Source organism: Sphingomonas sp. (assembly GCF_036388215.1).
Lineage (GTDB): Bacteria > Pseudomonadota > Alphaproteobacteria > Sphingomonadales > Sphingomonadaceae > Sphingomonas.
The window spans coordinates 57,735-73,702 of record NZ_DASVSH010000026.1 but is presented as its reverse complement, the minus strand read 5'-3'; the positions used below and the strand labels follow the sequence as shown (position 1 = coordinate 73,702).

The 15,968-nt window shown below is 64.1% G+C and carries 10 protein-coding genes; 4 read left to right on the top strand and 6 right to left on the bottom strand.

What is annotated here, in order from left to right:
* Positions 1-34 precede the first annotated feature (34 nt).
* Together VF617_RS09855 and VF617_RS09850 are read right to left on the bottom strand one after the other, a co-directional pair.
* Positions 35-895 carry a 2-dehydropantoate 2-reductase gene (locus tag VF617_RS09855; RefSeq protein WP_331014708.1) on the bottom strand — a complete coding sequence of 287 codons (861 nt, stop codon included), beginning with the start codon at positions 893-895 and terminating at the stop codon, positions 35-37.
* Positions 895-1,401, bottom strand: a complete 507-nt coding sequence (locus tag VF617_RS09850; RefSeq protein ID WP_331014707.1) for a DUF1993 domain-containing protein — start codon at positions 1,399-1,401, stop codon at positions 895-897. The genes VF617_RS09855 and VF617_RS09850 overlap by 1 nt, the downstream gene beginning before the upstream one ends.
* A 75-nt stretch (positions 1,402-1,476) precedes the next feature.
* On the opposite strand from VF617_RS09850, the gene VF617_RS09845 reads away from it, so the two are divergent.
* The 4 genes from VF617_RS09845 (at position 1,477) to VF617_RS09830 (ending at position 3,755) form a co-directional block, all read left to right on the top strand.
* Entirely contained in the window at positions 1,477-2,040 is a 564-nt protein-coding gene (locus tag VF617_RS09845; protein ID WP_331014706.1) for a sigma-70 family RNA polymerase sigma factor, read from the top strand.
* Entirely contained in the window at positions 2,033-2,725 is a 693-nt protein-coding gene (locus VF617_RS09840; protein WP_331014705.1) for an anti-sigma factor, read from the top strand. Before VF617_RS09845 ends, VF617_RS09840 begins: the two co-directional genes overlap by 8 nt.
* A gap of 83 nt (positions 2,726-2,808) precedes the next feature.
* Positions 2,809-3,369 carry a fasciclin domain-containing protein gene (locus VF617_RS09835; RefSeq protein WP_331014704.1) on the top strand — a complete coding sequence of 187 codons (561 nt, stop codon included), beginning with the start codon at positions 2,809-2,811 and terminating at the stop codon, positions 3,367-3,369.
* A 122-nt stretch (positions 3,370-3,491) separates the two neighbouring features.
* Positions 3,492-3,755 (top strand): hypothetical protein, encoded by a 264-nt coding sequence (locus VF617_RS09830; protein ID WP_331014703.1) that lies wholly within the window; start codon positions 3,492-3,494, stop codon positions 3,753-3,755.
* A gap of 338 nt (positions 3,756-4,093) precedes the next feature.
* Here VF617_RS09830 and VF617_RS09825 read toward each other — a convergent pair whose 3' ends face one another.
* From VF617_RS09825 to rpoB, 4 genes are all read right to left on the bottom strand, one after another.
* Positions 4,094-5,905, bottom strand: coding sequence for a hypothetical protein (locus tag VF617_RS09825; RefSeq protein ID WP_331014702.1), 1,812 nt, complete (start codon positions 5,903-5,905; stop codon positions 4,094-4,096).
* A 227-nt stretch (positions 5,906-6,132) separates the two neighbouring features.
* A complete protein-coding gene (locus tag VF617_RS09820; RefSeq protein ID WP_331014701.1) occupies positions 6,133-7,164 on the bottom strand; it encodes an aldo/keto reductase in 1,032 nt (343 codons plus the stop codon).
* Positions 7,165-7,290: 126 nt separating this feature from the next.
* Positions 7,291-11,571, bottom strand: a complete 4,281-nt coding sequence (gene rpoC / locus VF617_RS09815; RefSeq protein WP_331014700.1) for a DNA-directed RNA polymerase subunit beta' — start codon at positions 11,569-11,571, stop codon at positions 7,291-7,293.
* 186 nt (positions 11,572-11,757) lie between these two features.
* Positions 11,758-15,939, bottom strand: coding sequence for a DNA-directed RNA polymerase subunit beta (gene rpoB, locus VF617_RS09810; protein WP_331014699.1), 4,182 nt, complete (start codon positions 15,937-15,939; stop codon positions 11,758-11,760).
* Between the last annotated feature and the right edge of the window lie 29 nt (positions 15,940-15,968).

Sequence of the window (15,968 nt, the reverse complement as noted above, 5' to 3'; positions counted from 1 at the left end):
ATGCGGCTGGCGTGATCCTTGGGGGATCCGGGCCCTAGGCTGAGGCGGTGAGGATTGCGGCCAGCGCCTTGTTCAGCGGCGCGGATATTCCATGCTTCTCGCCCAGGCGCACGATCACGCGGTTGCGCGCCTCCACTTCCATTCGCCGCCCCGCGAGTCGATCGGCGTGGATCGAATTGAGCGATTGCGGATGCGCGGCGCGCATGCCCTCGATCACCTGATCGGCGATGTCATCGGGCATGTCCGCACCCTCGGCGCGGCCCACCGCGATGCATTCGCGAACCAGCGCGCGCATTACTTCCGCCGCCTGCTCATCGTGCGCGATCTCGGCGGGGTGCAGCGTGATGGCGTTGACGATGCCTGCGCAGTTGATCGCCAGCTTTCGCCAGGCGGCAGTGGTGAAGTCCGCGGTCGTCGTCGCGTCGATCACGGTATGGGCGAACAAGGCAGCGAAAGCCATGCCATTGGCACCTTCGGGAACCAGGATCGTGCCGTCGCGCCGCTGGACGATCCGGCCGGGGGCAGTCCGCTCGGCTGGCACGTCGATTATTACCGGAACGAGGCGTTCGGGCGAGACCGTCGGAAAGCGCTCGCGCTGCTCCACGCCGTTCTGGATCACGGCGAGCCGCGTATCGGACCCCATCAACCCCGCGAGCCAAGCGGCCGCCGCTTCGCAATCATAGGTCTTCGTCGTGGCGAGCACCCAATCGACAGGCTCGGCGCGGGCGGGATCGGTGAGGATCGTGGGAGCAGCACGGAGAAGGCCGCCGGGCGTCTCTATCTCGAGATCGGCGAGCGGGCTGCGGGCGCATAGAATCACGTCATGCGATTGCGCCAGCCACGCCGCGAGCGTGCCGCCGATCGCCCCCGCGCCGATCACTGCAATCCTGGCCATCAGATGCCGCCCAGAAAGTCCCGCTTGCCGACGGGCACACCCTTCATCCTCAGGATCGCATAAGCCGCAGTGACGTGAAAATAGAAATTGGGGAGCGCGAAGCCTGTCAAATAGGCGCGGCCGGTGAATTTCAGCTCATTATTGGGAAGTTTGAGTACGATCTCGGCATCCTCGCGACCGTCGACTTTCTCGCGCGGCACCGATTTGAGGAAGTCCACCGTGGCGGCGATGCGCGCCTGCAACTCCTCGAAGCTGGCCTCCGTATCGGGCATTGGGGGCGCTTCCAGGGCGGCAAGCCGCGCGGTCGCCAGTTTCGCCGCATCGCTGGCGCGCTGAACCTGGCTTGGGAGCGGGGCCATGTCCTCATACAGGCGTGCGGCCAGCAGTTCTTCATGCGGCACGCCCTGCTCGTCCGCCCAAGCGCGGCCCTTATCGAGGAAAGCGGCCATGGCGGTGAAGCCGCGCAGAAATGCGGGCACTGCGATATCGTAAAGTTCGGTTGCCATTCGACCGGGATAGGCAGGCGGCCGTCACGAGTCGAGTACTGGCGTTGCGCTGCAAAGCCGCTAGGGTCGCATCAGATGCCCAAGGCTTCCCTCGATCCTGCCCGTGAACGGCTTACGCTTGCGATGGCGCGCGTCGCCAATGGCGACCGCGCGGCGCTGCGGGAAGTCTACCGATTGACGTCCGCGAAACTATTCGGCGTGTGCCTCCGTATCTCTCAGGACAGGGAGGCTGCCGAGGATATCTTGCAGGACGTTTATCTCAAGGTCTGGAACCGCGCAGGGCGCTTCGATGCAGAACGCGCGAGCCCGATCACCTGGCTGTGCGTGATCGCCCGCAACACCGCGATCGATTGGCGGCGCAGCGCGGGGCCGGCAATGCTTGGTCAGGAAGCCGCCGCCGCAATCGCCGATGACGGGGCGAGCGCCCCAGAGCTTATCGAAGCCGATCAGGACCGCGCGCGCATCTACCAGTGCTTGGCCGCGCTGGAGCCGCGCCAGTCCAGCGCGATCCGCGCCGCGTTTTTCGACGGGCTGACCTATAGTCAGCTTGCGGAAATCATGAAGGTGCCTTTGGGGACGATGAAGAGCTGGGTCCGGCGGGGGCTCATGCAATTGAAGGGATGCTTGGGGGATGGCTGATTCGCTCAGCCCGGAGGACCGCGATGCGCTTGCCGCGGAACTCGCGCTTGGCCTGATCGAGGGGGAGGAGCGAGCGACCGCGCTGCGGCTCCAGCTTGCCGATCCGGATTTCTCGGCTGCCGTGCTCGCGTGGCGGGCGCGGCTCGACCCGCTGTACACCGGCTTCGCGGAAGTGGAGCCGCCCGAGCTATGGCCCGCGATCGAACGACGACTGGGCGGGGAGGGGGCCATGATCCAGCTGCGCCGCTGGCGGATGGCCGCCCTTGCATCCAGCGCGGTCGCGGCGTCGCTGCTGGCCGTACTGGTGCTGCGCCCCTTGCCCGCTCCGGTCGAGATCGTCCGCGCGCCCGAAAGCATCGTGATGGCGCAACTGGATGGCGGGGAGACAGGCGCGCTGCTCGCGGCCAATTACGATCCGGCCCAGGGCATGCTGCGCATTCGCGCGGTGACGATGCCGGCGAGCAAGCTGGCGCCCGAATTGTGGATCATCCCCGCGGATGGCGTGCCGCGCTCGCTCGGCCTGGTTTCCGCGCAGGGCCTCAGCCTGGTTGGCGTGCCGGAAGCGCATCGCAAGCTGATCCAGGACGGCGCGTTGCTGGCGATCACGTTGGAGCCGCGTGACGGGGCGCCGCACGAGAAGCCCAGCGCCGCGCCGATCGCCGCCGGAAAAATCTCGACCATCTGAACAAGGGCTGCATCCGCGGCCGTTACGCCTGCGTAGCTTCCTCCGCACCCCAAGGATCGGTGCGGAGAGAAGGAAGCCCCCCAATGAAGCGCACTATCAAGATTTCGGTCGCGGCCCTCGGCGCGGCGATGCTCGCGACCGGTTCGGTCGCCGCGATCCAGGATTATCCGATGGTCGGCGGCGCCGCGATGTATCCGACGAAGAACATCGTGGAGAATGCAGTCAATTCGAAGGACCACACTACGCTCGTGGCCGCGGTCAAGGCCGCCGGCCTGGTCGATACGCTGATGGGACCCGGTCCGTTCACGGTCTTCGCGCCCACCAACGGCGCCTTCGCCAAGCTCCCCGCGGGCACTGTCGAGACGCTGGTGAAGCCCGAGAACAAGGGAACGCTGACCAGCATCCTTACCTATCATGTGGTCGCCGGTCGCTTGAGCGCCGCCGACCTTGCGCGCAACGCCAAGATGCACAAGGGCAAGGCGGTCCTGACCACCGTCAATGGCGGGAAGATCACGGTGACCAAGGGCCCGATGAACAGCTGGTGGGTTGGCGACGCCAAGGGTGGCAAATCGAAGATCACCATCGCCGACGTCAACCAGTCCAACGGTGTGATCCACGTCGTGGATACGGTCCTGATGCCCTGACCTAATACCCAACGGGCGCGGCATCCCCTCCGCGCCCCAGCGTCTGCCGGCGGTCTTGCCCCCCTTTGGCCGCCGGCAGATGCGCCCTTTGCGAAATCCACGCCCGGCGCCATGATGCGCGCATGGATTTCGACGCGCTGCTTCACCATTATTTCGGGTCCGCTGAACTCGACGCTGTGGATGTCGCCAGATTCGAAGATGGCAAGCATCGCCTGGAAATCGACTTCCGCACCGAGCGCGATGCCGGCCGCAATTTCGCGCTCTGGACGCTGATGGACGCGCTGGGATTTGCGCCGCCGCCCGCCGAAGCGTTCGAGAAGGACCCGGCGATGCGGAGAGTGGCGGAGGATTATCTCAGCGCCGTGTGGAAGCTGGAGCGAGATTAGGCCCCTGCGGGCGTCAGCGATGGGCGAAAGGTTAGTAAAGGTGACACCAAGAACGGGCATCGCGCGCCTCGAATGTTCCCAATGTTCGCACTGGCCATGGAGCATTTCGGACGTACTATTTCAAAGAGCGGGCCGGGGGTGCCGACCGGCTTAGCCAAGCATTTGAAATCCTACATTGCAAGCGCGGGGCACGACATGGCAGGTTCCAGTGGAAAGCGGTCATTCGCGACAGCTCTCCGATTGGCCTGCTTCGCGCTCTGTCGCGTCATTCGCCTGGCTCTCTTCGGTCCCGAAGCGGACCTCGTCAGCTTCTCGATAACGCCACCAATTGACCCTCATTACCTGGCCTCGAGTCGATCGAGCCTGGCTCCAAGCCCAGCGATTGCGGTCCGTAGACCTTCCCTTTCCTTAAAGCGCTCGGCTAGCTGGCGCTCTCTGACGCCGACGATCCGCATCGCCCGGGCAATCGGATCGGCGACCTCCGTAAGCGCCTCGCGCTCGTCCTTGCCGGGCGCGCTGCCGTCGGGACGGGGACCAACCAGCAGGGCGCCCACCTCCGTCTCCTGATGGCTGATTCGAAGCGGGATGCTGAGCGGATAATCGCCCTCACCGCCGCGAGCCGCCACCGTCTGGCCGTCAATCACGACCGCAGAGCGGACCGCTCGCGTGCCGGCCTCAACCCGCGCCAGCACGTCGCCGAGCAGTTCGGCCATGCCCGCCGTCTCCCGCAGATCGCCGACGCAATCTGGAAGGTCGCGGCGCAGGTGCAGCAGCGCTTTTTGGAACCGGCGCTCGGCCCAATCCTGGATGCGCCGGTGCATCGGCGTGATCAGCACCACTGCCAGCCCCGCCCCGATCGCGCCGGGCAGCGCGCCTGCGTCGCGTCCGAAGCTCGTCTCGAAGAACCATTCGATCGCCTTGGCGCTTGCGCCGAACGTGCCCGCCAGCATCAAGGTCAGTACCGCATAGCCCGCCGATCGGCTGATTGCCGCGTCGGCGTCGTATAGCCGGTAGCGCAGCAGCGAGACGAGGACGCCCAGGGGCATAAAGGCGAAGGCCACCCAACTCGTGATATTGAGCAGTATGTTCAGCCAGATGCCCGTCGGCCCATCAGGGTTCACGCCTCCCGCTATCTGGATGACGATGGCGGTCGAGCCGAGCGCGCCGCCGAGCGCGAAGCCGAGAAACACCCAACGTATCTGCTGCCGCGCTACACTCATGGGTAGGCGCCGGTACCGGCCCCATAACGAGGCCACGCTGGCGGCCAGCAGGGCGATGCCGATCAGGTTGAGTATATCGCCCGGCGGGTTGACGAAACCGGCGATGTCCAACAGAGCAGCGGTCACCCAGGCCGTGATCGCGGCGACCAGCACCCGCCGCCAGCGGGTTTCGAGTCGGCCCTCCGGGAAGATGGCGATGCCGGCGAAAAGGGCGCCGTAGCCGAACGCCAGCGCCACATCGGGCACGTCGGTCGCGCCGAGCATACTGAGCGTGAACAGGGCGGAGCCGTAGCCGGTGGCGAGGAGGAGGAAGGCGAGCGACAGCAAAGCAGCGACGGGATCGTGGGCCCGGCGCCGGAACAGCATGACCCCGGCGACGATATTGACGGCGGCCGCCGCGATACTCGCGATCCACTCCAACAGACGTCGCTGGGAGTAGGTGATGCCGACGGGCGCATAGGCCTCGGCGAGATGGCTACGGCTTCGCGTCAGCACATGCTCACGGACCTGACCCTCGGGCGATCGCGTCAGGATACGGACCCGTGCACCTTCGGGCCGATCGAGCAACACGGCGATTTCGCTCCGCGTCGCACCCGGCGCCAGCGCGCGGCCGTCGATCGCGACGAGCCGCAGCCCTTCCGCGACGCCCGCCGCCCGCGCTTGCGAGCCGATCGGCTGGCCCAGAATGTCCGGTGACGATGACACCCGAAGGCCCAGGTCCGCGGCGGGCCGGATCACATTCTCGTACCAGACATGCCGATAATGGACGCCCGCGATCGTTGCCCCGACCGCAAGCGCCAGTGCGGCGAACCACAGGGCGCGAAACAAGTCGAATTTCCAGCCGGAGAGTCGCGGCAAGGCAAAGGCGGCCTCCGCGACGGACGCCGGCCTTGAACCGCCTTCAGTCGCCGCTTCCCCGATCTTGGCCATGATTTCCCCCCGGACGGCAACCTAATCCCTTTGGATTGTTTGGCAATTGCTCTGAACAGGCCAGACAGACCGGTCGGCTCCAGGGATCCGTGCTAAAAATCCGCCAGTCCGCAACGACCCAAACCTGGCCACGGTACGCTCGCAGCCTAAAGGTCCGCAACTGGGTCGAAGCGATTGCCTCATATCCAAAGAAAAAGCCGCCGCCCAGGGGCCGGACGCTGAACCTCTCACCACCGTGTCGGCGGGGGATTTCGGTCCGCATAGCCCATTTGGTGCCAATAGGGGTAAGGCGGGGTGCGCTGGCTCACATCGTCCAGCCGCGCAATCTGATCGGCATCGAGCGTCCAGCCGACCGCGCCCAGATTGTCCTTCAATTGGGCTTCGTTGCGCGCCCCGATCACGATGTTGCACACGGTGGGGCGGCTCAGCAGCCAGTTCAGCGCGACCTGGGGGATCGTCTTGCCCGTTTCCCGCGCGATCGCATCCAGCACGTCCACGATCCGGTAAAGCAGCTCGTTCTCGATCGGGGGCGAATCCTTGTCCCCGCCCGATGCGATCCGGCCCGGCGGCATCGGCTGGCCGCGCCGGAAGCCGCCGGTGAGGCGTCCCCAGCCAAGCGGGCTCCACACCATCAGGCCGACGCCCTGATCGATCCCCAGCGGCATCAGCTCCCATTCGTAATCGCGCGAGACGAGCGAATAGCAGCCCTGATGCACGACATAGCGGCCGAGGCCGTATTTCTCCGAATGCGCCAGCGATTTCATCAGGTGCCAGCCCGAGAAATTCGAAGCGCCGATATAGCAGATCTTGCCGCTGCCGATCAGGTCGTCGAGCGCGCGAAGCACTTCCTCGACCGGCGTCAGCGCGTCGAACCCGTGCATGAAGAACAGGTCGATATGATCGGTGCCAAGCCGCTTCAGGCTTTCCTCCACGCTGCGGATGATGCGGTAGCGCGCCGAGCCCTTGTCATTCGGTCCCGTGCCCATGGTGAAGCTGGTCTTGGTGGCGAGCAGCACCTTGTCGCGCCGCCCCTTGATCGCGCCGCCGAGCACACTTTCGGCATCTCCGCGCGAATAGATGTCTGCGGTGTCGAAGAAATTGACGCCGGCATCCAGGCAGATGTCCACCATCCGCGTCGCGCGCAACACATCGACATCGCCCCAATGGCCGAAATATTCGGTTGTGCCGCCAAAGGTAGCTGTGCCCAGGCTGAGAACCGGGACTTTCAGGCCGGAGCGGCCGAGCAGGCGATGTTCCATCGGGTGGCATCCTCGTCATTGTCAGGGTGCGATGTATCCAATACCCCGCGCGCAAAGAAAAGCCGCCACCCGGCAACCCGGACGGCGGCTTTATCTCTCAGCGCCTGAGCGGCTGAACTGCGCGGATTACTCCGCTTCGTTCAGATACTCGCCGGCGTCCGCATCGGTGCCGTGGCCGCTGGGGACCACCGCCGCCAGCGCATCGTCACCGGTGCCGGCATCCTCGCGCACCGAACGCTCGAGTTCGGCCTTGCGAAGTTCCGCGGCAGAATCCGGGGCTACCAAAGCCGCCTGCATGGCGCGCTGCGAGACGCGGAGCGCCGCATCGCGCGAATTGGCCACCACGCGCAGGCGGTTCATGCCGGCGCCGGTGCCCGCCGGGATCAGGCGGCCGACGATCACGTTTTCCTTGAGGCCGATCAGCGTATCCTGCTTGCCCTGGACCGCAGCCTCGGTGAGGACGCGGGTAGTTTCCTGGAACGATGCCGCCGAGATGAAGCTGCGGGTCTGCAGCGACGCCTTGGTGATGCCGAGCAGGATGGGCTTGCCCTGTGCCGGGGCCTGCTTCTTTTCGAGCTTCTCGTTGACCTCGTCCATCTCCTTGCGGTCGAGCTGCTCGCCCACGAGGAGAGTGGTGTCGCCGGAATCGATGATCTCGACCTTTTGCAGCATCTGGCGAACGATCACTTCGATGTGCTTGTCGTTGATCTTCACGCCTTGGAGCCGATAGACTTCCTGGATTTCCGACACGAGATATTCCGCGAGCGGCTCGATGCCGAGCACTTCGAGAATGTCGTGGGGATCCGGGCTGCCGCCGATCAGATTGTCGCCGCGCTTGACGAAATCGCCTTCCTGCACGTCGATGACCTTGGACTTCGGGATGAGGTATTCGACCACCTCGCCGCCGTCCTCGGGCTGGATGCCGATCTTGCGCTTCGCCTTATAGTCCTTGCCGAAGATCACGCGGCCCGAGACCTTTGCGATGATCGCATTCTCCTTGGGCTTGCGCGCTTCGAACAGCTCCGCGACGCGCGGCAGACCGCCGGTGATGTCGCGGGTCTTGGCCGACTCGCGGCTGACACGGGCCAGAACGTCACCTGCCTGGACCTGTGCTCCATCATCGACCGAAAGCACCGCGCCCGCCGCCAGCATGTAGCGGCCGGCCTCGCCCGAGCTCTCATCCAACAGGGTGAGGCGGGGACGAAGGTCTTCCTTCTTGGCCGAGATGCCTCGGTTTTCAGTGACGACGCGCTGGGTGATGCCCGTCGCTTCGTCAGCCTGTTCGGTGAGCGTCTTGCCCTCGATCAGATCGACATATTTCACCGTGCCGGGGTTTTCGGTGATCAGCGGCATGGTGAACGGATCCCACTCGGCCATGCGATCACCCTGCGAAACAATGTGGCCATCGTCGAACAGCACGTACGAACCGTAAGGAATGCGGTGCACCGCAAGCTCGCGGCCGTCCATATCGACGATCGCCAGCTCTGCCGAACGCGAAGTCACCACGCGGCGGCCGCGCTGATCGATGATCATGCGGACGTCGCGGAACTCGACCTTGCCATCCGAAGTCGCCTCGAGGTTCGACTGTTCGTTGAGCTGCGCCGCGCCGCCGATGTGGAAGGTCCGCATCGTGAGCTGGGTGCCGGGCTCGCCGATCGACTGCGCCGCGATGACGCCGACGGCTTCGCCGATGTTCACCGGCGTGCCGCGGGCGAGATCGCGCCCATAGCACTTTCCGCAAACGCCGACCTTGGCTTCGCAGACGAGCGGCGAGCGGATCTTCATCCCCTGAATGCCGACGCCCTCGATCGTCGTGATCATCGCCTCGTCGAGCAAGGTGCCAGATGGGATGACGACCTTGCCGGTCTTGGCATCGACGACATCTTCCGCGGTCGTACGACCAAGGATACGCTCGCCGAGCGAAGCGATGGTCGAGCCGCCCTGGACGATCGCCTTCATCTCGAGCGCGCGCTCGGTGCCGCAATCCAGCTCCATGATGACGCAATCCTGCGACACATCGACCAGACGGCGAGTGAGATAGCCCGAATTGGCGGTCTTCAACGCCGTGTCCGCGAGGCCCTTGCGGGCGCCGTGGGTGGAATTGAAATATTCGAGGACGGTCAAGCCTTCCTTGAAGTTCGAGATGATCGGCGTCTCGATGATCTCGCCCGAAGGCTTGGCCATCAGGCCGCGCATGCCGGCGAGCTGCTTGATCTGGGCCTGCGAACCGCGGGCGCCGGAATGGGCCATCATGTAGATCGAGTTGATATCGGCCTCGCGGCCGTTCGGCAGCTTCTTCACTGCCTTGATCTCGTCCATCATCGCCGTCGCGACGCGGTCGCCGCAGCCCGACCAGGCGTCGATCACCTTGTTGTACTTCTCCTGGTGCGTGATCAGGCCGTCCTGATATTGCTGCTCGAAGTCCTTCACCAGCGCGCGGGTCTCGTCGACCAGCCCGACCTTGGCGTCCGGAATGATCATGTCGTCCTTGCCGAACGAAATGCCCGCCTTGAACGCGTGACGGAAGCCCAATGCCATGATCGCATCGGCGAACAGCACGGTCTCCTTCTGGCCGGTGTGGCGATAGACCTCGTCGATCACGTCGCCCACGTCCTTCTTGGTGAGGAGGCGGTTGACGGTTTCGAACGGCACCTTGTGCGCTTGCGGCAGGGTCTCGCCCAGCAGCATGCGGCCCGGCGTCGTCTCGACTCGCTTCATATACTGCTTGCCCTCCGCATCGGTCTGCGGAACGCGGCTGGTGATCTTGGTGTGCAGGGTCACGGCGCCGGCGTTGAGCGCCTGGTGGACTTCCGACATGTCACCGATGATCATGCCTTCGCCCGGCTCGCCGGCCTTCTCCATCGAGAGATAATAGAGGCCGAGGACCATGTCCTGCGAAGGAACGATGATCGGCTTGCCGTTGGCGGGCGAGAGGATGTTGTTGGTCGACATCATCAGCACGCGCGCTTCCAGCTGGGCCTCAAGGCTCAGCGGGACGTGCACGGCCATCTGATCGCCGTCGAAATCGGCGTTGAACGCGGAGCAGACCAAAGGATGGAGCTGGATCGCCTTGCCTTCGATCAACACGGGCTCGAACGCCTGGATACCCAGACGGTGAAGCGTCGGGGCGCGGTTCAGGAGGACGGGGTGCTCGCGGATGACTTCATCCAGAATGTCCCAGACTTCCTTGCGCTCCTTCTCGACCCACTTCTTCGCCTGCTTGAGAGTCATCGATAGACCCTTGGCGTCGAGGCGCGCGTAGATGAACGGCTTGAACAGCTCGAGCGCCATCTTCTTCGGCAGGCCGCACTGGTGCAGCTTGAGTTCCGGCCCGGTGACGATGACCGAGCGGCCCGAATAATCGACGCGCTTGCCGAGCAGGTTCTGGCGGAAGCGGCCCTGCTTGCCCTTGAGCATGTCGGACAGCGACTTGAGCGGACGCTTGTTGGCGCCGGTGATCGTGCGGCCGCGGCGGCCGTTGTCGAACAATGCATCGACGGCTTCCTGGAGCATGCGCTTTTCGTTGCGGACGATAATGTCCGGCGCGCGCAGCTCCATCAGGCGCTTGAGGCGGTTGTTGCGGTTGATCACGCGGCGATACAGATCGTTGAGATCCGAAGTCGCGAAGCGGCCGCCGTCGAGCGGCACCAGCGGGCGCAGCTCAGGCGGGATGACCGGAACGACGTCTAGGATCATCCACTCGGGCTTGTTGCCCGAATCGATGAAGCTTTCGACGACCTTGAGGCGCTTGATGATCTTCTTAGGCTTCAATTCGGATTTGGTGACCGCGAGCTCGTCGAGCAGCTCCTTGCGCTCGCCCTCGAGGTCGAGGTCCATGAGCATGATCTTGACCGCTTCGGCGCCGATGCCGGCGGAGAAGGCGTCCTCGCCATATTCATCCTGCGCGTCGAGCAGTTCGTCCTCGGTGAGGAGCTGGAACTTCTCGAGCGGAGTCAGGCCCGGCTCTGTGACGATGTAGCTCTCGAAATAAAGCACACGCTCGAGTTGCTTGAGCTGCATGTCGAGCAACAGGCCGATGCGCGACGGCAGCGACTTGAGGAACCAGATATGCGCCACGGGAGCTGCGAGCTCGATATGGCCCATCCGCTCGCGGCGGACCTTCGAGACCGTAACCTCGACGCCGCACTTCTCGCAGACGATGCCCTTATACTTCATGCGCTTGTACTTGCCGCACAGGCACTCGTAATCCTTGATCGGACCGAAGATACGCGCACAGAACAAGCCGTCGCGCTCGGGCTTGAACGTGCGATAGTTGATGGTCTCGGGCTTCTTGATCTCGCCGAAGGACCAGGAGCGGATACGGTCAGGCGACGCAATGCCGATCTGGATCTGGTCGAAGGTCTCCGGCTTTGCCACCGGGTTCGCGAAGTTGGTCAGTTCGTTCATGGGTAATTACCCTCTTCTGAATTCTGTACCCTCTCCCGCTTTCGCGGGAGAGGTAGCGAGACTTGGTTCGCGTTCTTCACGCGGACCTAGTCGCAGCGGTGAGGGTCTTCTTCTTTTGCTACCGTCGAATAAGAAGAAGACCCTCACCCAACCCTCTCCCGCGAAGGCGGGAGAGAGCTAGAGCAGTTATTCCGCCGCGATCTGGATGCCGTCGGTGTCGAAGCCCGGCTCGTTGTTCTTGAGTTCGACGTTGAGGCCCAGCGAGCGCATTTCCTTGACGAGCACGTTGAAGCTCTCGGGAATGCCGGCCTCGAAGGTGTCGTCGCCCTTGACGATCGCCTCATAGACCTTGGTGCGGCCGACCACGTCGTCGGACTTCACCGTCAGCATTTCCTGCAAGGTATAGGCGGCGCCGTAAGCCTGGAGCGCCCAGACTTCCATCTCGCCGAACCGCTGTCCGCCGAACTGCGCCTTGCCGCCCAGCGGCTGCTGGGTGACGAGGCTGTACGGCCCGATCGAACGCGCGTGGATCTTGTCGTCCACGAGATGGTGGAGCTTGAGCATGTAGATGATGCCCACGGTCACCTTGCGATCGAACATGTCGCCCGTGCGCCCATCGAACAGGTCCGACTGGCCCGAAGTATCGAGACCCGCCAGCGAGAGCATCGCCGAAACGTCCGCCTCACGCGCGCCGTCGAACACCGGAGTCGCCATCGGCACGCCGGGGCGCAGATTCTGCGCCAGCTCGATGATCTGGTCCGAAGAGCGGGCATTGATCTCGTCGAGATAATGATCGCCATAGACTGTCTTCAGCCGATCCTTGACCGCTTCCGGCATGTCGCCGCCCTTGGCGTCGGGATTGGCTTCGCGCCAATCGTCGAGCGCCTCGGCGATCTGCATGCCCAGGCTGCGCGCAGCCCAGCCCAGATGCGTCTCGAAGATCTGACCAACGTTCATGCGCGAAGGCACGCCCAGCGGATTGAGCACGAGATCGACCGGCGTTCCGTCGGCGAGGAACGGCATGTCCTCCGCCGGCAGGATGCGCGAGATGACGCCCTTGTTGCCGTGACGGCCGGCCATCTTGTCGCCCGGCTGCAGCTTGCGCTTCACCGCGACGAACACCTTGACCATCTTGAGCACGCCCGGCGGAAGCTCGTCGCCCCGCTCCAGCTTCTCGCGGCGATCCTGGAACTTCTCACTGATGCGCTTCACGGCCTCGTCATACTGGCCTTTCACCGCTTCGAGGTTCGACTGCATCGCATCGTCCGCGACCGCGAACTTCCACCATTCGTGACGATCGACGCTGTCGAGCAGGTCGGCATCGATCGCCGCGCCCTTCTTCAGGCCCTTCGGCGTTGCGGTGGCGGTCTGGCCGATGAGCATTTCCTTCAGGCGCGACCAGGTGGCGCGGTTGAGGATGTTGCGCTCGTCGTCCGAGTCCTTCTTCAGGCGCTCGATCTCCTCGCGCTCGATCGCCATCGCGCGCTCGTCCTTGTCGATGCCGTGGCGATTGAAGACACGAACGTCCACAACCGTGCCGGCAACGCCCGGGGGCAGGCGGAGCGAGGTGTCGCGCACGTCCGAAGCCTTTTCGCCGAAGATGGCGCGGAGGAGCTTTTCCTCCGGCGTCATCGGCGATTCGCCCTTCGGCGTGATCTTGCCGGCGAGAATATCGCCCGGCTCGACCTCGGCGCCGATATAGACGATGCCGGCTTCGTCGAGGTTGCGCAGCGCTTCCTCGCCGACGTTCGGGATGTCGCGCGTGATGTCCTCAGGCCCAAGCTTGGTATCGCGCGCCATGACTTCGAATTCGTCGATATGGATCGACGTGAACACGTCGTCCTTCACGATGCGCTCGCTGATCAGGATCGAATCCTCATAGTTGTAGCCGTTCCAGGGCATGAACGCGACGAGAGCGTTGCGGCCCAGCGCGAGCTCGCCGAACTCGGTCGACGGACCGTCCGCCAGCACGTCGCCGGCGTTGACGAACTCGCCGACCTTCACCAGCGGACGCTGGTTGATGCAGGTCGACTGGTTCGAGCGCTGGAACTTCATCAGCGTGTAGATGTCCACGCCCGATTCGCCCGCCGCGACCTCACCGGTCGCGCGGATGACGATGCGCGCGGCATCGACCTGATCGACCACGCCCGAACGGCGCGCCGAAATGGCGGCCCCCGAATCGCGGGCGACGGTCTCTTCCATGCCGGTGCCGACGAACGGCGCTTCCGCGCGAACGAGGGGGACGGCCTGGCGCTGCATGTTCGAGCCCATCAGCGCGCGGTTTGCGTCATCGTTTTCCAGGAACGGAATGAGCGATGCGGCGACCGAGACGAGCTGCTTGGGGCTCACGTCCATGAGCGTGATGTTGTCGGGGATCGCCATCAGGAATTCCCCTGCCTGACGCGAGGAGACCAGCTCCTCCAGGAAGCGACCTTCCTTGTCGAGTTCGGCGTTCGCCTGTGCGATCGTGTGCTTGGCTTCTTCCATTGCCGAAAGATAGACGACATCGTCGGAGACCTTGTGATCGATCACGCGGCGATACGGCGTCTCGATGAAGCCGTATTTGTTGACGCGACTGAACGAGGCCAGTGAGTTGATCAGGCCGATGTTCGGGCCTTCGGGCGTCTCGATCGGGCAGATGCGGCCATAATGCGTCGGGTGAACGTCGCGGACTTCGAAGCCGGCGCGCTCCCGGGTGAGACCGCCCGGTCCGAGCGCCGAGACGCGGCGCTTGTGGGTGACTTCCGACAGCGGATTGGTCTGATCCATGAACTGCGAGAGCTGCGACGAACCGAAGAACTCGCGAACCGCGGCAACCGCGGGCTTCGCGTTGATCAGGTCGTTCGGCATGACGGTGGACACGTCCACCGAGCTCATGCGCTCCTTCACGGCGCGCTCCATGCGAAGCAAGCCGACGCGGTACTGGTTCTCGAGCAGTTCGCCGACCGAACGCACGCGGCGGTTGCCGAGATTGTCGATGTCGTCGACTTCGCCCTTGCCGTCCTTCAGGTCGACGAGCGTCTTGACCACGGCGAGGATATCCTCGGTGCGGAGCGTCGTGACGGTGTCCTCGGCGTCGAGGTCGAGGCGCATGTTGAGCTTGACGCGGCCCACGGCCGATAGGTCATAGCGCTCGGGATCGAAGAATAGTCCGCCGAACAGGGACTCCGCGGTCTCCAGCGTCGGCGGCTCGCCGGGGCGCATGACGCGGTAGATGTCCGAAAGGGCCTGCTCGCGCTCCTCGGCCTTGTCGGCGGCGAGCGTGTTGCGGATCCAGGGCCCCGTGGTGACATGGTCGATGTCGAGCAGCTCGATGCGTTCGATGCCGGCCTTGTCGAGCTTTTCCAGATTTTCGGCCGAAACTTCGTCGCCCGCCTCGATATAGATCTCGCCGGTCGATTCGTTGATCAGGTCATAGGCCGAATAGCGGCCGAAGATTTCCTCGGTCGGGATCAGCAGGGTCTCGAGACCGTCCTTGTGCGCCTTGTTGGCGGCGCGGGGGCTGATCTTGGTGCCAGCGGGGAAAATCACTTCGCCCGACTTGGCGTCGACGATGTCAAACATCGGCTTCTGACCGCGCCAATTCTCGGTAACGAAAGGGACCTGCCAGCCGCCTTGGCCGCGGACATATACAACGCGGCCGTAGAAATGGTTGAGAATGTCCTCACCGTTCAGTCCCAGCGCATAAAGCAGGGTCGTGACCGGCAGCTTGCGCTTGCGATCGATACGGACGTTGACGATGTCCTTGGCGTCGAACTCGAAATCGAGCCACGAGCCGCGATAGGGGATCACGCGCGCCGCGAACAGGAACTTGCCCGAAGCATGGGTCTTGCCGCGATCGTGATCGAACAAAACGCCGGGCGAACGGTGCATCTGGCTGACGATGACGCGCTCGGTGCCGTTGATGAAGAAGGTGCCGTTGCCCGTCATCAGGGGCATGTCGCCCATATAGACGTCCTGCTCCTTGATATCGAGGACCGAGCGGGCTTCCGTATCGGGATCCACCTCGAACACGATCAGGCGCAGCGTGACGCGCATCGGCGCCGCATAGGTGATGCCGCGCTGGCGGCATTCCTCGACGTCGAACTTCGGATCTTCGAGCTCATAGGTCACGAAATCGAGCTCGGCGGTGCCGGCGAAATCGCGGATCGGGAAGACGCTGCGCAGCGTCTTTTCAAGGCCGGAGACATAGCCGATCGAGGCATCGCTGCGCAGGAACTGCTCGTAGGATTCGCGCTGAACCTCGATCAGGTTCGGCATCTGCACCACTTCGTGGATGTTGCCGAACACCTTGCGGATGCGGCGTTTCATCGTGCCGCTTGAGCCTGCGCGCGACTGCGCGCCTTCCTCGATCGCCTTGGTAGCCATGGATTTATTTGCCTCGCAGCCATTTGGTT